This is a genomic window from Streptomyces sp. NPDC006385 (genome assembly GCF_040612485.1).
GTDB lineage: Bacteria > Actinomycetota > Actinomycetes > Streptomycetales > Streptomycetaceae > Streptomyces.
Genome location: NZ_JBEXQG010000010.1, coordinates 82,120 through 103,520 on the forward strand (window position 1 = coordinate 82,120; position 21,401 = coordinate 103,520).

At 70.5% G+C, this 21,401-nt stretch carries 15 protein-coding genes; 12 read left to right on the forward strand and 3 right to left on the reverse strand.

Annotated elements, in window-relative coordinates; all coding sequences use genetic code 11:
* Positions 1-6 precede the first annotated feature (6 nt).
* Positions 7-570, forward strand: a complete 564-nt coding sequence (locus ABZ078_RS10535) for a hypothetical protein (protein WP_356573693.1) — start codon at positions 7-9, stop codon at positions 568-570.
* Positions 571-689: 119 nt separating this feature from the next.
* Here the strand turns inward: ABZ078_RS10535 and ABZ078_RS10540 are convergent, their stop codons facing one another.
* From ABZ078_RS10540 to ABZ078_RS10550, 3 genes are all read right to left on the reverse strand, one after another.
* Complete coding sequence (locus ABZ078_RS10540) at positions 690-1,700, reverse strand: LacI family DNA-binding transcriptional regulator (RefSeq protein ID WP_356573695.1); 1,011 nt, start codon at positions 1,698-1,700, stop codon at positions 690-692.
* A complete protein-coding gene (gene yicI, locus ABZ078_RS10545; protein ID WP_356573697.1) occupies positions 1,700-3,952 on the reverse strand; it encodes an alpha-xylosidase in 2,253 nt (750 codons plus the stop codon). The genes ABZ078_RS10540 and yicI overlap by 1 nt, the downstream gene beginning before the upstream one ends.
* A gap of 274 nt (positions 3,953-4,226) precedes the next feature.
* Positions 4,227-5,537 carry an MFS transporter gene (locus ABZ078_RS10550; protein ID WP_356573699.1) on the reverse strand — a complete coding sequence of 437 codons (1,311 nt, stop codon included), beginning with the start codon at positions 5,535-5,537 and terminating at the stop codon, positions 4,227-4,229.
* 102 nt (positions 5,538-5,639) lie between these two features.
* Between ABZ078_RS10550 and ABZ078_RS10555 the strand changes: the two genes are divergently transcribed.
* The 11 genes from ABZ078_RS10555 (at position 5,640) to ABZ078_RS10605 (ending at position 21,097) form a co-directional block, all read left to right on the forward strand.
* Positions 5,640-6,611 carry a LysR family transcriptional regulator gene (locus ABZ078_RS10555; RefSeq protein ID WP_356573701.1) on the forward strand — a complete coding sequence of 324 codons (972 nt, stop codon included), beginning with the start codon at positions 5,640-5,642 and terminating at the stop codon, positions 6,609-6,611.
* A 236-nt stretch (positions 6,612-6,847) separates the two neighbouring features.
* Positions 6,848-9,085, forward strand: a complete 2,238-nt coding sequence (locus ABZ078_RS10560) for a transglycosylase domain-containing protein (protein ID WP_356573922.1) — start codon at positions 6,848-6,850, stop codon at positions 9,083-9,085.
* Between the two features lie 49 nt (positions 9,086-9,134).
* Positions 9,135-10,418 (forward strand): hypothetical protein, encoded by a 1,284-nt coding sequence (locus ABZ078_RS10565; protein ID WP_356573703.1) that lies wholly within the window; start codon positions 9,135-9,137, stop codon positions 10,416-10,418.
* A gap of 116 nt (positions 10,419-10,534) precedes the next feature.
* Complete coding sequence (locus ABZ078_RS10570; RefSeq protein WP_356573705.1) at positions 10,535-11,713, forward strand: amidase domain-containing protein; 1,179 nt, start codon at positions 10,535-10,537, stop codon at positions 11,711-11,713.
* A 162-nt stretch (positions 11,714-11,875) separates the two neighbouring features.
* Positions 11,876-13,063, forward strand: a complete 1,188-nt coding sequence (locus ABZ078_RS10575; RefSeq protein ID WP_356573924.1) for an IS30 family transposase — start codon at positions 11,876-11,878, stop codon at positions 13,061-13,063.
* Positions 13,064-13,325: 262 nt separating this feature from the next.
* Positions 13,326-14,708, forward strand: a complete 1,383-nt coding sequence (locus tag ABZ078_RS10580; RefSeq protein WP_356573707.1) for a nitrate/nitrite transporter — start codon at positions 13,326-13,328, stop codon at positions 14,706-14,708.
* Positions 14,709-14,862: 154 nt separating this feature from the next.
* Complete coding sequence (locus ABZ078_RS10585; RefSeq protein ID WP_356573708.1) at positions 14,863-16,014, forward strand: uroporphyrinogen-III synthase; 1,152 nt, start codon at positions 14,863-14,865, stop codon at positions 16,012-16,014.
* Between the two features lie 442 nt (positions 16,015-16,456).
* Entirely contained in the window at positions 16,457-17,053 is a 597-nt protein-coding gene (locus tag ABZ078_RS10590; protein WP_356573710.1) for a CGNR zinc finger domain-containing protein, read from the forward strand.
* A 320-nt stretch (positions 17,054-17,373) separates the two neighbouring features.
* Positions 17,374-17,895 carry a sigma-70 family RNA polymerase sigma factor gene (locus ABZ078_RS10595; RefSeq protein WP_010039908.1) on the forward strand — a complete coding sequence of 174 codons (522 nt, stop codon included), beginning with the start codon at positions 17,374-17,376 and terminating at the stop codon, positions 17,893-17,895.
* Complete coding sequence (locus ABZ078_RS10600) at positions 17,895-18,728, forward strand: zf-HC2 domain-containing protein (protein ID WP_356573712.1); 834 nt, start codon at positions 17,895-17,897, stop codon at positions 18,726-18,728. The genes ABZ078_RS10595 and ABZ078_RS10600 overlap by 1 nt, the downstream gene beginning before the upstream one ends.
* Before the next feature lie 71 nt (positions 18,729-18,799).
* On the forward strand, positions 18,800-21,097 hold the full coding sequence (locus ABZ078_RS10605) for a UvrD-helicase domain-containing protein (RefSeq protein WP_356573713.1): 2,298 nt from the start codon (positions 18,800-18,802) through the stop codon (positions 21,095-21,097).
* Positions 21,098-21,401: the final 304 nt, after the last annotated feature.

Below are 21,401 nucleotides of genomic sequence, written 5' to 3' on the forward strand. Positions count from 1 at the left end.
CCCTCGGTGACCGGTCTCCTCGGCGTCCTCGCGTGCGCTGTGGCGCTGTATGTGCTCGCGCACCCGCGGATCGCGCCCGGTGTCAAGGTCCTCGTGCTCACCGCGCCTCCGGTGGCCGGGGTGGTCTTGCTTCTGGACGTGGTGGGGGGAGAGACTTCCGCCGCTGTCGTCGTCGGCGCGGTGTACGTCGTCGTACTGATCGCGCTGAACGGGCTCCTCGGCCATCCCCGCCTGCCGGCGTGGACGAAGACGACCGTGTTCGTCACGGTTCCGGCGGCGGCGCTTGCCTGGCTGCTGGTCGTCACGGCCGACGACACGATCAAGGATCCCGGCGAGGACCCGTGCTCCATGTACTACGGCGGCGTCGGCGTCTCCAAGGCGTTCCCTCCACAGGCGTACTGCCTCTACGAGTCCGGCGGCACCCACGACCTCGCGGCGGGCGCCCAGTCCGTGTTCTGGGTGTGCTTCGTCAGCAGCCTGCTGCTGCTCGCCGTCGGTCTGTGGGAGGTCGTGCGGCACCCGAAGACGCTCGTGCGGCAGTTCCGTACGGACAGGTCGCTCACTCGGTGAACCTGCGCGCCACCCGACCCGGGCCACACCGTCAAGCCCGTCGACATGACCGACCTGATGCGCCAGTGGATCACCTCAACGGCGTGGCGCAACAAGGGCAGCAGGTGGCCCACGCCCACTCACGCCGGCGTCCGCCGTGCCGTGCTGGCCCGTTCCGTCATGCTGGGTGGCAGCAGCGTCGACTCCGGTACGGGCTTCCCCTCCAGCTTCCTCATCAGCGACTCGACCGCCCGCGCCCCCACTTCGGTGGACGGCAGCGCGATCGAGGTGACCGGTACGGGCAGGGACTCGGCGACCTCGTCGGGGCAGATGGCGGTGACCGAGAGGTCGGCCGGCACGCGCAGGCCGAGCTGTGCGAAGGCGTCGATCAGGGGCTCCAGGATCGCCTCGTTGTGGACGACCACGCCCGTCAACGCCGGTTGTTCGCGCAGCAGTTGCTCGGCGACCGCACGAGCCGCCGCCGGTGATGCCTCGCACGGGTGCACCGCGGACGACAGCCGGCCGCGGGCCGCGGCCGCCGTGAAGCCCCGCACCACCCGATGGGCGAACGCCGTCTGCCGTACGTACACCTCCGGCGGCGACCCCACCAGCGCCACCGCCCGGTGCCCGAGCCGCGCCAGATGCTCCACGCAGGCTTCGCCCGCCGCCGTGAAGTCCAGGTCGATGCAGGTCAGCCCGGCGGAATCGGCCGGGAAGCCGATCAGCACGGACGGGCGGTCCAGGTCCCGCAGCAACGGCACCCGCGGATCGTCCAACTGCACGTCCATCACGATCAGCGCGTCCACCAGGGCCGTGTCCACGACCCGGCGCAGCCCCTCCTCGCCCTCCTCCTGCGTCAGCAGCAGCACGTCATGGTCGTGGCGGCGTGCCGTCGTCACCACCGACGCCACGAACCGCATCACCACCGGCACGTCGATGCCCGCCCGCAACGGCATCACCAGCGCCAGCACGTTCGACTTGCTGCCGGCCAGCGCGCGGGCGCCGGCGTGCGGGCGGTAACCGAGCAGGCGGATGGACTCCTCGACGCGGCGCCGGGTCTCCTCGGAGATCGGGCGCTTGCCGCTGAGCGCGTACGAGACGGTGCTGGGGGAGACGCCCGCGTGCCGCGCCACGTCAGTGATCTTCACCATCAGCCCAGCTCCACAGAGAGAAACCCGGTCCCCGCCTGCGCCCGCACCTCGCGCTCGCCCGCCGCCAGCCCCCAGGGCGCGGACGGGTCACCGCACGAGGCCCGCACGGTGTCGCCCTCCCGTACGACCGTGAAGGTCACCTCCCCGACCCGCACCGTCCGCCGGTCGCCCCGCTCCATCCCGTACGCCCGCAGCGTGACCCCGTCGGCATGGTCGTAGTCGGGACGGTCGTCCACCGCGCCCACCGGGATCACCGCGCCCGGCCGCACCAGCAGCGGCACGCTCGAAAAGCCGTGCTTCTCGCGCACCCAGCGTGGACCGGTCACGGTCCGCCCGCTGAGCAGGTGGGTCCAGGTGCCCTCGGGGACGTAGTACGAGACGTCCCCCTCGTCGCTGAAGACGGGCGCCACCAGCAGGTCCGGGCCGAGCATGTACTGCCGCTCCAGATGCGCGCACCCGGGGTCGTCCGGGAACTCCAGCACCATCGCCCGCATCATCGGCACGCCCTCGGCGTGGGCGGTGCGGGCGGCCTCGTACAGGTACGGCATGAGGCTCAGCTTCAGCCGGATGAACTGCCGGGCCACGTCCACGGCTTCCTCGTCGAAGTGCCACGGGACCCGGTACGACGACGATCCGTGCAGCCGGCTGTGCGAGGACAGCAGCCCGAACGCCAGCCACCGCTTGAACAGCGCGGGCGACGGGGTGCCCTCGAAGCCGCCGATGTCATGGCTCCAGTACCCGAAGCCGGACAGACCGAGCGAGAGACCGCCGCGCAGCGACTCCGCCATCGACTCGTACGTGGCCTCGCAGTCGCCGCCCCAGTGCACCGGGAACTGCTGGCTCCCCGCCGTCGCCGACCGGGCGAAGACGACCGCCTCCTCCTCGCCCCGGTGCTTGCGCAGCACGTCGAAGACCGTGCGGTTGTACAGGTACGTGTAGTAGTTGTGCATCCGCTCCGGGTCGGCGCCGTCGGACCACGCCACGTCGAGCGGCACGCGCTCGCCGAAGTCGGTCTTGAAGCAGTCGACGCCCTGCGCGAGCAGTGCCTCCAGCTTGGCGGCGTACCAGTCGCGGGCGGCCGGTGAGGTGAAGTCGACCAGGGCCATGCCGGGTTGCCACAGGTCCCACTGCCAGACGCTGCCGTCCGGCCGCTTCAGCAGGTGCCCGAGCGCCTTGCCCTCCGCGAACAGGGGCGAGCGCTGGGCGATGTACGGGTTGATCCAGACGCAGACCCGCAGCCCCTTCGCCTTCAGCCGGGAGAGCATCCCCTCCGGGTCCGGGAAGACCCGCGGATCCCACTGGAAGTCGCACCAGTTGAACTCGCGCATCCAGAAGCAGTCGAAGTGGAAGACGGAGAGAGGCAGTTCGCGCTCTCTCATGCCGTCCACGAAGGACGTCACCGTCTCCTCGTCGTACGACGTCGTGAAGGACGTCGACAGCCACAGGCCGAAGGACCACGGGGGCGGGAGCGCCGGGCGGCCGGTGAGGGCCGTGTACTTGCGGAGGATGTCCTTCGGAGTCGGGCCGTAGACGACGTAGTACGTCAGCTCCTGTGTCTCCGCGCTGAACTGCACACGGGAGACGACCTCCGAGGCCACCTCGAAGGAGACCTTGCCGGGGTGGTCGACGAACACGCCGTAGCCCGCGTCCGTCAGATAGAACGGGACGTTCTTGTACGCCTGCTCGCTGCACGTGCCGCCGTCGGCCTGCCAGATGTCGACGACCTGGCCGTTCTTCACCAGCGGGCCGAAGCGCTCGCCGAGGCCGTAGACGGACGTGCCGACACCGAGGTTGAGCTGCTCGCGCAGGTAGTGCGCCCCGGTCGCGTCCCGCATGATGCCCATGCTCTTGGGGCCGCTGGAGGTGAGGGTGCGGCCGCCGGCCAGGAACTCGACGTGCCAGGAGCCGGTGCGGGAGACCCGGACCGACAGCGCGCCGGAGGTGAGGGTCGCGTGTTCGTCGTCGTACGAGATCTGCGGGGCGGTCTCGTCCGACTCGCTGATCTCGAACTCGGGCCCACGAGGCTGCTCGCCCGCGAAGTGGGTGAGGGTGAGCCCGATGACGTCGGGCATCGGGGTGTGGGCGTTGATGGTCATGACCGGTCCCGTCATCAGGTCGCCGCGTGAGCGGATGGGCCGGGTCGGCGCGTGGATCTCCAGGGCGCCGTCCGACTCCGTGACGTCGAGGACTTCGGCCGGGTGGGCGGCGGTGACGCCCTCGCGCAGCAGCCAGTAACCGTCGGTGAACTTCATGTGGGGGGTCCTTGTGTCACGGCACCCAGCGGGCGCGGTGGGCCGGAACGCTCAACACCGGACGACGGCCATGGCCGCACCAGGCCCTCGTCGTCGAATCCGTTCGTCGAATCGTTTCGATGCCTTTCGTCGAAGCGCTTCGACAGCCCGAAGGTATGTGCGGGCTTTGCCTCAGTCAATGCATCGGGCGGAATTACCCGGGTGAGGGGCGAGGGGTGAGGGGTGAGGGGGCGGCAAGCGGCAGCCGACTTGCGGCGGCCGGCGCGGACAAGGGTCACGCCGCGTCGCGGACGGGGCGTGCCACGAGGCAGATCAGCAGCGCCAGGGCCGCCGCCGTGACCGGTGGTGCTCCGTACCCCGCCGTCGGGGACAGGTGCTCCACCAGCCAGCCGCCGATCGCGCTGCCGCACGCGATGCCGCCGAGCAGCGCGGTCACCGCGAGCGTCATGCCCTCGTTCAGGCGTCCGTCCGGAGTGCGCCGCTGGACCAGGAACATGTTGGTGATCATGGTCGGCGCCGTGGCCATGCCGGAGACCAGCAGGGCGGCGGACAGCAGCGGGAGCGAGCCGGTGAGGGACGCGGCGAGCGGCGGCAGGGTCAGCAGCGCCGTCATCGCCGCTATGCACCACGGGTAGCGGTGCTCGGCGGGACCGGTGAGCCGGAGCCGGCCGTACCACAGGCCCGCCGCGCAGGACCCGGCCGCCTGGAGGGCGAGCATCGCACCCGCCGCCGTACGGTGGCCCCGCGCATCCGCGAACGCGAGGGTGACGACCTCCGTCGAGCCGAACACCGCCCCCATGGCGAGGCAGACCGCCAGCAGCGCGGGCATGCCGGGGGCGCGCACCGGCGATGGGGTGCCCGTGCCGGGGGTACGGCCCCGAGGCGGCGGCTCGGTCGACCGCTGCGCGGCGAAGACCAGCACGCCGGTCACGAGGAGCACCGCCCCCACCAGCGTCCCCGCCTCCGGGAAGAACGTCCCGCACAGGAAGGCCGCGAGCACCGGCCCCAGCATGAAGCACAGCTCGTCGGCGGCCTGTTCGAAGGAGTTCGCGGTGTGCAGCGACTCGGCGTCGCCCTGCAGCAGATGGGCCCAGCGGGCGCGGGACATGCCGCCGGTGTTGGGGGTGGTCGCGGTGGCGGCGTACGCGGCGAACAGCGTCCACGCGGGGGCGTCGTGGCGCACGCACAGCAGCAGCGCGAGGCTGCCCAGCGCCGCGAGGAGCGTGGCGGGTACGGCGACCCGGGCCTGGCCGTACCGGTCGACGAGCCGCGCGGTCCAGGGGGCGACCACGGCCGTCGCCGCGAGGCCGGTCGCGGTGACCGCGCCGGCGAGGGCGTACGAACCCCGCGAACCGGCGATCATGACGACCGCGCTCACGCTGAACATGCCCATCGGCAGGCGGGCGATCAGGTTCCCGACAGTGAAGGCGCGGGTGCCGGGGCGGCTGAGGAGCCGGCGGTACGGGCCGGGCGGGCGGTTCCTCGTGCGGGGACGGAAGTCGACGGCGACGAGGGTGTCGGCGGTGACGGTGACCAGCGGGGAGCTGCTGGCTTCCGGCGTGTTCCTGGCGGGCGGTCGCGGCATGGATCCACCGTCGCCCGGAGTGGATCAAGGGGTCCAACACCTGCTCGGAGGGGATTCACGCACCTGTGTTGTCAGACGCGCCGGGGGCTGTAGGTTCCCCGCATGCCCGCACCCGCTCACCTCGACCCCCGCCTCCTGCGCGCCTTCCTCGCCGTCGCGCAGGAACTGCACTTCACGCGCGCCGCCGCCCGCCTGTACGTCGCCCAGCAGGCGCTCAGCCGGGACGTACGGCGGCTGGAGCGGGAGTTGGGCGCCGAGCTGTTCGTGCGCACGACCCGGCAGGTGACGCTGACGGCCGACGGCGAGCGGCTGGTGCCGTACGCCCGCCGTGCCCTCCAGGCCCAGGACGATCTGCTCGCCGCCTTCGGGCAGGCCCGCCCCCTGCTGGTGGACCTGAACTCGCCGGGGCTGGACACCGGGCGCAGGGTTCTGCACCGGGCTCGCGAACTCGCCCCCGAGCACGAGTTCATGGCCCGCTACGAGAGCGGTCTGACGGGTGCGGCCGGAGAGCTGGCCGCCGGGCGGCTCGACGCGTCCTTCGGGCGGTTCGCGGGGCTGGACCCGGCCCTGCGCGCGGGCCTCGACCACCAGCCGGTCCGCTACGCGCCGATGGCCGTCCTGCTGCCCGAGGACCATCCGCTGGCCGAGCGGGAGCGGGTGCCGCTGGCCGCGTTGGCCGGCGAGACCGTGTACGCCGGTGCCGGAAACCCCCGTACACCGGAGTGGACCGACCTCGCCCGCCGGCTGTTCGACGGACGGGGCATAACGGTCGCCCCGCCCGCGCCGCTCGCCGTCGGTGACGAGGAGTTCCAGCGGGTCATGGCCAAGACGCGGACCCCCGTTCTCGCCGTCATCGACTTTCCGGCCATGCCCGGGGCGGTGCTGCGTCCCTTGACCGATCCCGTGCCCCTGTCACCCGTCTCACTGGTGTGGCGAAAGGGGCTGATCCATCCCGGGTTGGACGCCCTTCGACGGGCGGCGGCCCGGGTGGCGACCGAGGAGGGCTGGCTGCGGGAGCCCGCCGACGGGTGGATTCCGGCCATCGATTCGATCGTTATGGGCACGCACAATTGACACACGACAGCCATCAATAGGGCTGAATGGGCGGGTGGAACAATTCACCGACCGAGCTTCGCGCCGCCCTTGATTGCAGCCTATGCACCGTTATGCGCGTATTTGATATGTGGAGGGATTGTGAAGGGCGCTGGTAATTTGTAGGTGCGCCGCCGTGGGGTGACGGGCGCGCATGCGAAGGGGGTGCCGTGGCTCTGATGGGGCGCGAGGAGGGGGCTCAGGAGCCCGACGCCACTATGCGGTTGAAAGTGGCCAACGCGTTCAAGGCGGACGAGACCATGCAGTTGCGGGTGCCGCTGCCGGACATATCCAACACCGGAGAATACGCGGTATCCGAAATATCCGGTCATTCGGGTGAGACGTCATCCGGTCGAATACGCGCCGACAACGCGGCCGGCCGACCGCGGCGCCGGCCGCGACCGGCCGGCCGCGGAGACCGGAACCGTCGCAAAGCCCCTCGCCCCCGCCTCGCCGCTGTCCCCCGTCTGGCGCTCCTGCTGAGCGCCGGCGGCGCACTCGCCGCCCGCCTCGCGCCCTACGCCCGCCGCATGCGGCCGCGGTACCCCCGGCCCGGACGCACCGGTCTGCGCCGATGGCTGCCCTCCTGGCGGCAATGGCTCGGCGGCTCACTCGCCGGCGTGGGGCTCAGCGGCCTCTTCCTCGCCGTCGCCTACGCGGCCACCGACATTCCGGACAATCTCAACTCGTACGCCCTCCAGCAGGACAACGTGTACTTCTGGGCCGACGGGACGCCCATGGCCCGTACCGGCTGGGTGCAGCGGCAGGCGATGCCGCTGAAGGACATCCCCGCGGACGTCCGGTGGGCGGTCCTCGCCGCGGAGAACGAGAGCTTTTACAGCGACCCCGGAGTCTCCTTCACGGGCATCACCCGCGCCCTGCTGCGCACACTCGGCCAGGGAGACACCCAGGGCGGCTCGACCATCACCCAGCAGTACGTCAAGAACGTCTACCTGAACCAGGACCAAACGGTCCGCCGCAAGTTCACCGAGGCGATGATCGCCCTCAAGCTCGACAACCGGATGAGCAAGGACGAGATCCTCGAGAGCTACCTCAACACCAGCTGGTTCGGCCGCGGCACCTACGGCATCCAGCGCGCCGCCCAGGCCTACTACGGCAAGGACGTCGGCGAACTGAACGCGAGCGAGGCCGCGTTCCTGGCCGCCCTGCTCAAGGGCGCCGGCCTGTACGACCCGACCCTGAGCGGCGCCAACAGAGCGCGGGCGGTGGAGCGTTGGTCCTGGACCCTCGACCGGATGGTAGAGATCGGCAAACTCCCGAAGGCCGAGCGGGCCACGTACAGGGAGTTCCCCGAGCCGCTGGAGCGCAACCCGCTGTACGACACCGGCGAGCAGAGCGACTACCTGGTGGAACTCGCCTCCCAGTACGCCAAGAAGGCCGCGAGGATCTCCGACAAGGAATTCGACCTCGGCGGCTACCAGATCTACACGACCTTCGACAAGAAGAGGGAAACCCAGCTCACCGGCGTCGTCACCAAGGCGCGCAAGAAGGCCCTGGAGGACCAGCCGAAGACCGCGAGGACCGCGCGCTACGGGGCGGCCTCGGTGGCCGCCGACGGCCGGATCCTCGCCGTCTACGGCGGCCCCGACCACCGTGAGCAGGGCTACAACGAGTCGAACGCCACCACCGTCCCGGCCGGTTCGGCGTTCACGCCGTTCGTGTACGCGGCCGCTCTGGAGCACGGCGTCCGCAAGACCCGCGGCGGGGCGGCGACCCCGGTCACCGGGGACTCTCTCTACGACGGTGACGACGACGTGCCGGTGACCACACCGGAGGGGCCGTACTGGGACCGCAGCGGCCGCAAGGTGGCCGTCAGCAACGACGGGGACAGGTCCTACGGGCGGATCTCCCTGCACCGGGCGATGGCGTTGTCGGTGAACACGCCGTTCATGCAGCTCGGCATGGACACCGGCCTGGACAGGGTGCGGGCCACCGCCGAGGCCGCGGGTCTGCTGCGCTCCAGCATCGGTGCCCACGTGCCCGCGCTGTCGATGGGCAGCTCCACGCCCAGCGCCATCCGCATGGCCAGCGGTTACTCCACGTTCGCCGCGGCCGGCAGGCACACCGAGCCGTACTCGGTGCGCCGGATCACCCACAACGGCGCCCAGGTCCCCCTCGACCTGCCCCGCCCGCGGCGGGCGGTCGGCGCCGACGTGGCCGGTGAGGTCACCTCGGCACTCACGGAAGCCTTCCGCACCGCCCACCCCGACGACGCGCCCGCCACCACGAAGGTGGCCGGGAAGGCCGGGACCACGCAGAACGACACAGCCGCCTGGTACGTCGGCACGCACAAGTCCGTCTCCACGGCGGTCGTCGTCTATCGCATCGACCTCGCCAAGAGCCTGGAACCACTGCCGTTGAAGGGCATCGCCGGCACCGCCGACGACAGCGTCCCCTACGACATCTGGTCCGGTGCCGTGAGCCCGCTCGGCTGACCACCGACCAGGCACCACAGTCCTCCACCGTCTCGAGAATGAGCCGCACATGAAGCCACCGTCGGGGCGCCGTCGCAGGGCCCGGGCTCCGCGCCGCACCACCGCTCTCCGCCCGGGCTTCCTGGCCCTGGCGGCGCTCCTCGTCGTCGCCTCGCTGACGGCGGGGTATCTGGTCCTGAACCACACGGACGACACCCGGCCGACCGCGTCCTCGGGGGCACGGCGGACGGCGCCGGAGAGGGCCGCCGAGGAGCCGGAGTGGGACGGCAGGACAAAGGTCCTGGGGGACGGCTCCACCTCCTACACCGGCCCGCAGAAGGGCCAGTTGAAGCCGGAGCGGCTCAAGCCCGGGCAGAAGCCGCCCCAGTTCGTCGTCTTCTCCTGGGACGGCGCACTGGAGGGCGACGACCGGCTGTTCTCGCACTACCGGGAACTGGCCAAGAAATACGACGCCCACATGACGTTCTTCCTCACGGGGATCTACCTCCTGCCCAAGGACAAGAAAACGCTCTACGACCCGCCCCAGCACGACAAGGGAGCGGCGGCGATCAGCTACCCCACCGACGAGCACATCCGCACCACGCTGGAGCAGCTCGGCAAGGCATGGAAGGAGGGGAACGAGATCGGCACCCATTTCAACGGGCACTTCTGCGGGGAGAAGGGCGGCGGCGACTGGAGCGTCGCGGAGTGGAAGAGCGAGATCGACCAGTTCAACTCCTTCGTGGCGAAGTGGAAGACCCACACCGGCTACACCGATCTGCCCCCGCTGCCCTTCGACGTCACCAAGGAGGTCACCGGCGGCCGAGCCCCCTGCCTGGAGGGTCAGAAGAACCTGCTGACGGCTGTCAAGGACTACGGCTACCGCTACGACGCCAGCTCCGCCGGCGACTTCCAGATATGGCCGGTCAAGAAGAACGGCATCTGGGACTTCCCGTTGCAGATGCTGCCGTACGAGGGGGGCAAGTACCAGGGCCTCTCCATGGACTTCAACTTCCTCTACAACCAGTCCGAGGGCGAGACGGACGGTGATCCGGCCGAGTACCCCCGGTGGGAGGAGGAGACCGTCGAGACCTACATGGCCGGGTTCAACCGCGTGTACTACGGCAGCCGGGCGCCCCTGTTCGTCGGCAACCACTTCGAGGACTGGAACGGCGGCATCTACATGAGAGCCGTGGACCGGATCATCGAGAACGTGTGCACCAAGAAGGACGTCAAGTGCGTGTCCTTCAAGGAGCTCGCCGACTGGATGGACGTGCAGCGCCCCGAGACCCTGGAGCGGCTGCGCACCCTCGACCCGGCCCAGTCCCCCGACTGGTCGACCGTCGTGCAATGACGTGTCTGTAACATCCTTGACTCGCATGGTCATCTGTCTTCACAAGAACCACACATCTCATGCGAAGATGCGCTTCCCCCGGCATCCGTCCGCCGTGGGCAAGAGGGGAATCATCAGTGAAGTCAAGGAAATTGAGCCGCACGCGGCGCCGCGCCACCATAGTCGGGGCGGCCGCCGCCTCGGTCGTCGCCGGAGCGGCGCTGCTGCCCAACTGGAGCGCGGGCGCGGCGGCGGTCGACGATCCCACCGTGGACGCCAGGACCCGGGCCACCTTCCAGCGACTGGCGGACGCGGTCTTCACCGATCGTACGAACGCTCTGGTCGACGGCAGGCGGGCTGACCGGGAGAAGCCGCTGACCGACGGCTTCTCCGGGGACGTCCGACTGTCCTTCGGCCTGGCCCGCAGCGAGGACGCCGCGAAGTCCGCACTGAATCACCGCAGGGACGAACTCGCGGAACTGGGCGAGAGGTACAGCAAGGCAAGCACCACCGTCACTGTGGACGCCACGAGCGTGACGGGCCGCAAGGCCAGGGTCGCGGTCACCGAGACCACGACCCTCACCTACAAGAAGGTCCGCGGCGACGCGCCGCCGAGCACCTCGTTCCAGGCGCACCACGAGCTGACGTTCAGCGCCGACCGGCACGGGGACTGGCAGCTGACCACCATCCGCGCGACCGACGAGGGCGACCTCGCGGTGAACCAGACGGCCAGGCCGGCCGTCGAGCCGATGGCCGCGAGGAGCGCCGGCACCACGCCCTCGGCGCCCAGGGCGTCGACCTCGTACCCGGGCCCGGCCCACGCGAAGGACTTCACCGCCAGTGGGCTGGACTACAAGGCGATGGCCGTCTACGCGAAGCAGTACTGGTCCCGGTACAACCCGGCCTACCCGGACTTCAACGGCCAGGGCGCGGGCGGCGACTGCACCAACTTCGTCAGCCAGGCCCTGAAGGCGGGCGGCTGGAAGCACGTCCCCGGCTATGTGTACGACTACACCAGGTGGTTCGGCAACGCCGACATCCAGTCGCACTCGTTCGTCGGCGTCAACGAGTGGTCCTGGTTCGCCCAGAACTCGAAGCGGACGACCAGCCTGGCCAACGTCTACCAGATGGACGTCGGCGATGTGCTCCAGATCGACTTCGACAAGGACGGTTCGAAGGACCACACCATGATCGTCACCTCCCGCAGCCGGGGCGTGCCGTATCTGACGTACCACTCCACCAACACCTACAGCAGGTCGGTGGCGAGCATCATCGCGTCGTACCCGAACGCCCTGTACTACGCCTACCGCACCTGATCCGACCGTCCCCGACGCTCCGGCCCCCGGCATTCCCTTCCGTTCTGGTGGTCGTCGCAACACCCCAGCTCAGGGGATGCGTTGGACTTCGAGATTCGTCAGGACCGGACACCGCGGGGGCCCCGTAAGTTGGCCGCCGAGCGGGCCGCATACTTCCAGCTCATGGAGCAGGGTTACAGCACCCGGGAAGCGGCCCGCATCGTCGGCATCAACCTGCGGACCGGCAAGAAGTGGCGCAACGGCCACCACTCGCCGGGCAAGGGGCTGAAGCCGGTTCCCCCGGTCTGCCCGGTCCCCGGGCAGCAGCCAGAACGGCCGGGTGGCCAGGATAAAGCCGCTCCTCACCCGTCGAGGTATCTCCGCGAGGAAGATCGCATCCACATCGCCGACCGGCTGCGGGAGAGGGCGTCCGTCCGGCAGATCGCCGCCGAGCTGGGTCGCAGTCCGTCGACCGTCAGCCGGGAGATACGCCGCAACCGCCGGCCGATGCCCAAGGGCGGCTTCTCCTACCGGCCCTTCCACGCCGACAACCGGGCGCGACACAGACGAGCCCGCCCCAAGGTCGGCAAAATCGGCCAGTGCCCCGAGCTGCGGGACTTCATCCAGGAACACCTGACGATGCGGTGGAGCCCGGAACAGATCTGCCAGGCTCTGCGGACCCGCTTCCCCGACCGGCCGGAGATGCACGTGGTCCACGAGACGATCTACCAGGCCCTCTACGTCCAAGGCCGCGGTGAACTCCGCCGCGAACTGACCCGCTCGCTGCGGACCGGCAGGGCCGTGCGGCGGCCGCACCGCCTTGCCACCAAGCGCGTCAACCGGCCGATCAAGAACATGGTCATGATCAGCGAGCGCCCCGCCGAAGCGGCTGACCGAGCCGTCCCCGGCCACTGGGAAGGCGACCTGATCATCGGCAAGAACGGCCGGTCCGCCATCGGCACACTCGTCGAACGCTCCACCCGCTACCTGATGCTCGTCCACCTGCCGACCGGCCACAGCGGCCTGGCCACCCGCGACGCTCTCGCCACGACCGTCCAGACCCTCCCGCGTCACCTCTGGCGGTCCCTGACCTGGGACCAGGGCTCGGAGCTGTCCGCCCACCGGTCCTTCACCACCGCCACCGGCATCCAGGTCTACTTCTGCGACCCGGCCAGCCCCTGGCAGCGAGGCTCGAACGAGAACACCAACGGCCTGCTCCGGCAGTACTTCCCCAAGGGCACCGACCTTGCCGCCCACACCCCCGAGGACCTGACGGCCGTCGCCACCGAACTCAACAGCCGCCCACGCAAAACGCTCGGCTGGCAAACCCCAGCCGAGCGCCTCGCTAAGCTCCTGGCGACAGCCAGTTGATCACTGTGTTGCAACGACCCCTGGAATTCGCCTCCCGCCGGGGGCCGGAGTCGCCCAGAACGCCAGCCGCCGCACCCCCGGCAGAACCCCCACTGGCAGCCCCCGCGGCGCTGACCACCGAGCCGACCTCTCATCCGTCCTCCCCGCCGGGTGAGAGCAAAGTTCCCTTCCGGTCACTCGGTGCCACAGTCCGGAAACGAGCCCTCCCTACCTTCGGGACAAGCCACTCGTAGGACCCGAGCCCGAAGACCGTGGAGGCGTCATGACAGCCCCTAGCACAGCCCCCGCTGCGAGCAGGGGAGGCCGCTGGATCGATCACTGGGACCCCGAGGACGAGACCTTCTGGAACGAGACCGGGGAGAAGATCGCCAAGCGGAACCTGTTCTTCTCGGTCCTGTCCGAGCACATCGGGTTCTCGATCTGGACCCTGTGGTCGGTGATGGTGCTCTTCATGGGGCCGGAGTACGGGCTCACCCCGGCCGACAAGTTCACCATCGTCTCGATGGCCACGCTGGTCGGCGCCGTCGTCCGCGTGCCGTACACCTTCGCCGTCGCCGTCTTCGGCGGCCGCGCCTGGACGGTGATCTCGGCGAGCCTGCTGCTCCTGCCGACGGTCGCCGCGTTCACCGTGATGCAGCCGGGAACGTCGTTCACCACGTTCCTGCTCTGCGCGATGCTGGCCGGCGTCGGCGGCGGGAACTTCGCCTCCAGCATGACCAACATCAACGCCTTCTTCCCCCTGCGCAAGAAGGGATGGGCGCTCGGGCTCAACGCCGGCGGCGGCAACATCGGCGTGCCCGTCGTGCAGCTGATCGGTCTCGCGGTCATCGGCGCCAGCGGCGGCCCGCGCCTGCTGCTCGGGATCTACATCCCGCTCATCGTGGTCGCCGCCGTCCTCGCGTGGCTGAAGATGGACAGCATCTCGTCCGTGAAGAACGACACCGGCGCCGCCAAGGACGCCGCGAAGGACGCCCACACCTGGATCATGTCCTTCCTCTACATCGGTACCTTCGGCTCCTTCATCGGTTACAGCTTCGCCTTCGGTCTCGTGCTCCAGACCCAGTTCGGCCGTACGCCGCTCCAGGCCGCCTACGTCACCTTCATCGGCCCGCTGCTCGGCTCCCTGATCCGTCCCGTGGGCGGCTCGCTCGCCGACCGGTTCGGCGGCGCGAAGATCACGCTGTGGAACTACGTCGCCATGGCCGCCGCCACCTCGGTCATCATCGTGGCCTCGATGCAGAAGTCGCTGCCGCTGTTCACCACCGCGTTCATCGCCCTGTTCGTGCTGTCCGGCCTCGGCAACGGCTCGACGTTCAAGATGATCCCCGGCATCTTCCACAACAAGGCCCTCGCCAAGGGACTCACCGGTGAGGAGGCCGCGTCCTACGGCCGCCGGCTCTCCGGCGCCTCCATGGGCCTCATCGGCGCGGTGGGCGCGGTCGGCGGGCTCGGCATCAACCTCGCCTTCCGCCAGTCCTTCCTCACCGTGGGCTCCGGCACCGGCGCCTTCGTCGCCTTCCTCGCCTTCTACGGCGTCTGCTTCGTGGTCACCTGGGCCGTATACCTTCGCCGCCCGGCCGCCCCGGAGACCCACACCACACCGGCCGCCGACGCGAAACCGCAGCTCAGCTACGCCGAAGTGTGACGTAACACCGCCGACATCAAGCCGAACCGAGCCTGTCACGCACCGTTGACAGGCTCGATCGGCATGCAGGTGTAACCACCAAGGGTGCGATCAGGGACCCCTTCGGTGCGGCAACCTGGGGCAGGCACCACGACTCGAGTGCGGGACGAGTGTTATGTACGACGAACAGCAGCAAGCCGAACACGGGCCGCTCGCGGGGTTCACCGTGGGCGTGACCGCCGCGCGCCGGGCCGACGAGCTGGGGGCGCTGCTCCAGCGGCGCGGCGCGGCCGTCCTGCACGCCCCCGCCCTGCGCATCGTGCCGCTCGCCGACGACAGCGAACTGCTCGCCGCCACCAAGGAGATCATCCAGCGGACCCCGGACGTCGTGGTCGCCACCACCGCGATCGGCTTCCGGGGCTGGATCGAGGCCGCCGACGGGTGGGGACTGGGCGAGGACCTGCTGGCACGGCTGCGCGAGGTCGAGCTGCTCGCGCGCGGGCCCAAGGTCAAGGGCGCGGTACGGGCCGCCGGGCTGACCGAGCAGTGGTCGCCGTCCAGCGAGTCCATGGCCGAGGTGCTGGACCGGCTCCTGGAGGAAGGCGTCGACGGGCGCCGTGTGGCCGTACAGCTGCACGGTGAGCCGCTGCCCGGGTTCGTGGAGGCGCTGCGGGCCGGGGGAGCGGAGGTGCTCGGGGTGCCGGTGTACCGGTGGCTGCCGCCGGAGGACATCGGCCCGGTCGACCGCCTGCTGGACGCCACCGTCTCCCGTGGCCTGGACGCCCTCACCTTCACCAGCGCCCCGGCCGCGGCGTCCCTCCTGGACCGGGCCGAGGAGCGCGGGCTGCTGCCCGAACTGCTCGCCGCCCTCAGCCATGACGTCCTGTCGGCCTGCGTAGGGCCGGTCACCGCGCTGCCCCTCCAGGCGCGCGGCATCGACACGGTCCAGCCCGCGCGCTTCCGGCTCGGCCCACTGGTGCAGCTCCTGTGCCAGGAGCTTCCGGGCCGGGCGCGGTCGCTGCCGATCGCCGGCCACCGGGTGGAGATCCGCGGGCACGCGGTCCTGGTGGACGGGGAGCTGCGGCCCGTGCCGCCGGCGGGCATGTCCCTGCTGCGGGCGCTGTCCCGGCGGCCGGGGTGGGTGGTCTCCCGGGCGGAGCTGCTGCGGGCCCTGCCGGGCACGGGGCGGGACGAGCACGCGGTGGAGACGGCGATGGCTCGGCTGCGGACGGCTCTCGGGGCGCCGAAGTTGATCCAGACGGTGGTGAAGCGGGGGTACCGGCTGGCGCTGGACCCGGCGGCCGACGCGAAGTACGCGGACGCCTGAGGCGGCACCCGACGCCGTCGCGGCGCCGTTGCCGCCGTTACGGGGGGTCTTGCAGCCCCGGCCCCCGCTTCCGCCCTGAACCGGCCTCGTCCCCGATCCCCGACGGGCTGACCCCAGCCGACCGGCGCGCAAAGCCCGCCCCCGCCACGGCGGCTGCGCGCCCAGTTCTGCTCCGGTGACCTTGTTGCCCTGTGCCATGCCCTCCAGCCCACGCCCATGCGGCGGTGCCCGGGACGCGGGCGGTCACTCGGCTCGACCACCCGCGGCCGTCCGCGGCCGTCCGCCCGGCCGCGCGCGCTGTCGTCCGGTGCCGCCTCCGGTGCGAGGGGTTCCGGCCCCGCCGTCGGACGGGCACTGTTAGAGGGAACGGTTCCCCCAGCTCTCCTCACGGCATCTCACCGACCCCTCCTGACCGGGGTGACCCCTAGGCGGTGACAGGCACATGGCACTGGGTACGGCCACGGGCGCGTACGAGCCCCGGTTCGACGCGGGGCGGATCTGTCTGGACCTCCTCGCGACCACGCACCCCGACGAACGGTTCGACTCGGTGGAGGTGCTGCGCACCTGGATCGCGCGGTCCGGACTCGTCCCACCCGGCACCCCGCTCGTCCACGCCGACGCCTCCTGGCTCGTCGCGTTCCGTGAACTGCGCGGACGTATCGGACAGTTGGTGCGCGGAGGGCCCGCCCTCGAGCCCTGGCCGTCGTACGACATCGCGCTCGCCCATGTGAACGACATCGCCCGCGCGGCACCCCCGGCACCCCGTGCCAGGCGGGGTGAAGACGGCGCGCTCGTCCGGGAGTTGGACCACCCGCCCGAGTGCGCCGCGCTGCTCGGCGCCATCGCGCGGGACGCCGTGGACCTGCTCACCGATCCGGTCGCGCGGGCCGGCCTGAGGGAGTGCGAGGGCGACAACTGCCCGATCGTCTATCTGGACACGTCCCGTGGACGCAGAAGGCGTTGGTGCTCCAGCGAGGTCTGCGGAAACCGTGAAAGAGTCGCCCGGCACCGCCGCCGCGCGGCCCTCACTCGCGCCTGACAGCCCGTTATGCGGCTTCTGCGAAACGGCTGTCGAAGTGATTTCGATTACATGCCGTTTACCTACGCACCCGTAGGGAAAAGTCGAGTCGATCTTGCCGATGTGGTGGAAATGTAAAGATCGCACGGTGGGAATGTGCTGCCATGTCCTGCCTCGTCACGTCACTCCGCAGAAAACTGTCGCCCCACGTTGAACACTCAACGCGCCCGTTCCGTACGGGTAGTCGAGCGACCGACTGGGGGAACCCCCGGACATCGGAGGTGGGCGTGCGCAAGGATTCCGTCGTGGCCAATGAACGTGGATCGAGGGCCCGACATCGCATGTCCCAGCCCTCGGAACCTGATGAGGAGCTGATGCGTGCGCTGTACAGAGAGCACGCCGGACCCCTCCTCGCCTATGTCCTTCGGCTGGTCGCCGGTGATCGGCAACGAGCAGAGGACGTCGTGCAGGAGACGCTCATCCGTGCCTGGAAGAACGCCGGACAGCTCAATCGAGCGACCGGATCGGTACGCCCCTGGCTGGTGACGGTCGCCCGGCGCATCGTCATCGACGGCCACCGCAGCCGGCAGGCCCGGCCGCAGGAGGTCGACCCGTCGCCGCTGGAGGTCATCCCCGCGGAGGACGAGATCGACAAGGCGCTGTGGCTGATGACGCTGTCGGACGCGCTCGACGACCTGACCCCGGCTCACCGGGAGGTTCTGGTCGAGACGTACTTCAAGGGGCGTACCGTCAACGAGGCGGCCGAGACCCTGGGCATACCCAGCGGCACCGTCCGCTCCAGGGTGTTCTACGCCCTGCGGTCGATGAAGCTGGCTCTGGAGGAGCGGGGGGTGACGGCGTGATGAGTGTTTACGGGGGTAACCAGGGATTCGGGATGGGCGGTTCGGGTATGTCTGGACCCATGCAGGGACATCCGGTTCCGAGCGAGCACGAGACCGTCGGCGCCTACGCCCTCGGAATTCTCGACGACGCCGAGGCAACCGCTTTTGAAGCCCACCTCGCGACCTGCGAATGGTGCGCCCAGCAACTCGACGAGCTCGCCGGGATGGAACCGATGCTGGCCGCGCTCGCGGACCTGCCCGGTGCCGGCACCCCCGCCATCGGCGACTCCCTGTCGGCGAAGCCCAGCCCGCGCCTGGTGAACAAGCTCGTCGACGAGGTGGCCGAGCGGCGTGCCCAGCGGCGCCGGCGCAGCTTCTACATGGTCGCCGCGGCGGCCGCGCTCATCGTCGGCGGTCCGTTCGTGGCCGTGGCGACGAACGGCGGCGACGGCGGCGGTGGCAGTGAGGGGAACCGGACCGTGCAGGCGGCCAACCCCGCCAAGGACCTGTTCACCGGCATCGAGCACAAGGTCTCGGGGACCGACCCGTCGACCGGCGTCTCCGCGACCGTCGCCATGGAGGGCAAGCTCTGGGGTACCGAGACGGGCCTCGAACTCAAGGGGGTCAAGGGGCCGCTCAAGTGTTCCCTGATCTTCGTCAGCAAGGACGGCGAGCGCGAGACGGCCGCCTCCTGGTCCGTCCCGAAGTGGGGCTACGGCATCCCGGACGCCAAGACCGAGCAGGCCAGGAACCCGCTCTACGTCAGCGGCGGCGTGTCCATGTCCCCGGACGACGTCGATCACATCGAGATCATGGACTTCGACGGGAAGAAGCTCGTCGAGGTCGACGTGTAGTCGTGCCGTAGCTTTTCCGGGCCCCCTTCGCGTACGGTTGACGGCTGCCCAGCACGTCAGAAGGGGGCCCGGTGGCCGCTCAGGCGCAACAGGAAGCCGCGCTCGAAGACTCTCTGAGAGATCGAGAGATCGGCGTCGAACAAGAACACCTGGACCGGGTGTACCGGCGCCTTGAGGAGAAGATCCACGAAGCCGAGTTCCTGATGAACGACGCGGCCAAACGCGGCCAGGTAGGCACGCCCGGCGCGCTCGCCGAACGGGACGCGCAGGTGTTCAGGGCCGGCGTCCACCTCAACCGGCTGAACAACGAGTTCGAGGACTTCCTCTTCGGCCGTATCGACCTGCTCCTCGGCAAGGACGGCAAGAAGGGGCCGGACGGCGCCTACACCGCCGTCGAGCCCGCCGAGGGCGCGGTCCGCGAGGACAACACCGCCGACATCGCCGAGACCCTGCACATCGGCCGTATCGGGGTGCTCGACCAGGACTACGCCCCGCTGGTCATCGACTGGCGGGCCCCGGCCGCGGCCCCCTTCTACCGCTCCACGCCGGTCGATCCGGGACGGGTCGTACGGCGCCGGGTCATCCGCTCCAAGGGGCGCCGCGTGCTGGGCGTCGAGGACGACCTCATGCGCCCCGAGCTCAAGGCGTTCCTGCACGGCGACGAGCTGCCCGTCATCGGCGACGGCGCCCTCATGGCCGCCCTCGGCCAGGCGCGCGGCCACACCATGCGGGACATCGTCGCGTCCATCCAGGCCGAGCAGGACCTGGTCATCCGCGCCCCCGCCGCCTCGGTGACGTACGTCGAGGGCGGCCCGGGCACCGGCAAGACGGCCGTGGCGCTGCACCGCGCCGCCTACCTGCTCTACCAGGACCGGCGCCGCTACGCGGGCGGCATCCTGATCGTCTCGCCGACCCCGCTGCTGGTGGCGTACACCGAGGGCGTGCTCCCGTCGCTGGGCGAGGAGGGACAGGTCGCCATCCGGGCGATCGGCTCGCTCGCCGTGGACGCCGTCGGTGCCGAGGCCACCCTGTACGACTCCCCGGCGGTGGCCCGTGCCAAGGGCTCGTACCGCATGCTCAAGGTGTTGCGGAAGGCCGCCCGGGGAGCCCTGGAGCTGAACGATTCGCCGACCCGGCTCAGGGTCGTCGCCTTCGGCCGCCGGCTTGAACTGGAGGCCGCGGAGCTGGAGCGCATCCGCCGCAACGCCCTGGGCGGTACGGCACCCGTGAACCTGCTGCGCCCGCGCGCCCGCAAGCTGCTGCTCGACGCCCTGTGGGCGCGCTCCGGCGCGGCCGGCCGCCACACCGACCCCGAGCTGGCCGCCGAACTGCGTTCCTCCTTCGACGAGGACGTCAGCTCGGAGGACAGCTTCCTCGACTTCCTCGATGCCTGGTGGCCCGAGCTCACCCCGAAGGCCGTGCTGGCGGCGATGGCCGACGACCGGCGCCTCGGCCGCTTCTCGCGCCGGATCCTCAACCCCGGCGAGGTGCGCAAGGTGGCCCGCTCCCTCAAGCGGGACGGCTTCTCCGTGCACGACATCGCCATGCTCGACGAGCTCCAGGCGATCATCGGCACTCCGGCCCGCCCGAAGAAGAAGCGCGAACTGGACCCGCTCGACCAGCTCACCGGCCTGGAGGAGTTGATGCCGGTGCGCGAGGAGTCGCAGCGCGAGCGCGCCGAGCGGCTGGCGGCCGAGCGCACCGAGTACGCCCACGTCATCGTCGACGAGGCCCAGGACCTCACGCCGATGCAGTGGCGCATGGTGGGCCGCCGCGGCCGGCACGCCACCTGGACGATCGTCGGCGACCCGGCCCAGTCCTCCTGGTCCGACGTCGACGAGGCGGCCGAGGCCCGCGACGAGGCCCTCGGCAGCCGCCCGCGCCGCCGCTTCCAGCTCACCGTGAACTACCGCAACCCGGCCGAGATCGCCGAGCTGGCCTCGAAGGTGCTGGCCCTGGCCATGCCGGGCTCCACGGCCCCGTCGGCCGTCCGCTCCACCGGCGTCCAGCCCCGCTTCACCGTCGTCCGGGACTCCGTCGCGCAGACGGTCCGGGACGAGGCCGCCCGGCTGCTGGACCAGGTCGACGGGACGGTCGGCGTGGTGGTCGCCATGCAGCGGCGCGAGGAGGCGGCCAAGTGGATCGCCGGGCTCGGCGACCGGGTCGTGGCGCTCGGCAGCCTGGAGGCGAAGGGCCTGGAGTACGACGCCACGATCGTCGTCTCCCCGGCGGAGATCGCGGACGAGTCGCCGGCCGGGTTGCGCGTGCTGTACGTCGCGCTGACCCGGGCCACCCAGCGGCTGACGGTGGTGTCGGGGGAGCGCGACGAGCCGGACGCGTCCGGAGTGCCGGACCTGCTGCGGGACTGACGGGGACCGACGGGAAACGCCGGGCACCGACGACCTGACCGGGGCCGAACGGGGGCACTCTCGGCGGCCCGGAAAGCAACTCGCGGTACGGGAATGGCCTTACGGGATCTGTTTGTTAGCCTGGGTGTGGCACCGGCTCGATCCAAGCCCCCGGGCCCAACCTTCGTCGCTACGAGCGACCACTTGCCGCGAGGCGAGCATGGCGGGTCGGTGTCATGAACGTTGAGGAGACCCACGTCACCAAGTGACGTGGGTCTCTTTTCATGCGAAGGCGTGGCGAACAATACGTTCGCAATCCACGACC

Coding starts and splice junctions, on each gene's coding strand:
- ABZ078_RS10540 (WP_356573695.1), bottom strand. CDS start 1,700: ATGGTGAAGATCACTGACGTGGCGCGGCACGCGGGCGTCTCCCCCAGC.
- yicI (WP_356573697.1), bottom strand. CDS start 3,952: ATGAAGTTCACCGACGGTTACTGGCTGCTGCGCGAGGGCGTCACCGCC.
- ABZ078_RS10550 (WP_356573699.1), bottom strand. CDS start 5,537: ATGCCGCGACCGCCCGCCAGGAACACGCCGGAAGCCAGCAGCTCCCCG.
- ABZ078_RS10555 (WP_356573701.1), top strand. CDS start 5,640: ATGCCCGCACCCGCTCACCTCGACCCCCGCCTCCTGCGCGCCTTCCTC.
- ABZ078_RS10560 (WP_356573922.1), top strand. CDS start 6,848: ATGCGGTTGAAAGTGGCCAACGCGTTCAAGGCGGACGAGACCATGCAG.
- ABZ078_RS10565 (WP_356573703.1), top strand. CDS start 9,135: ATGAAGCCACCGTCGGGGCGCCGTCGCAGGGCCCGGGCTCCGCGCCGC.
- ABZ078_RS10575 (WP_356573924.1), top strand. CDS start 11,876: ATGGAGCAGGGTTACAGCACCCGGGAAGCGGCCCGCATCGTCGGCATC.
- ABZ078_RS10580 (WP_356573707.1), top strand. CDS start 13,326: ATGACAGCCCCTAGCACAGCCCCCGCTGCGAGCAGGGGAGGCCGCTGG.
- ABZ078_RS10585 (WP_356573708.1), top strand. CDS start 14,863: ATGTACGACGAACAGCAGCAAGCCGAACACGGGCCGCTCGCGGGGTTC.
- ABZ078_RS10590 (WP_356573710.1), top strand. CDS start 16,457: ATGGCACTGGGTACGGCCACGGGCGCGTACGAGCCCCGGTTCGACGCG.
- ABZ078_RS10595 (WP_010039908.1), top strand. CDS start 17,374: ATGTCCCAGCCCTCGGAACCTGATGAGGAGCTGATGCGTGCGCTGTAC.
- ABZ078_RS10600 (WP_356573712.1), top strand. CDS start 17,895: ATGAGTGTTTACGGGGGTAACCAGGGATTCGGGATGGGCGGTTCGGGT.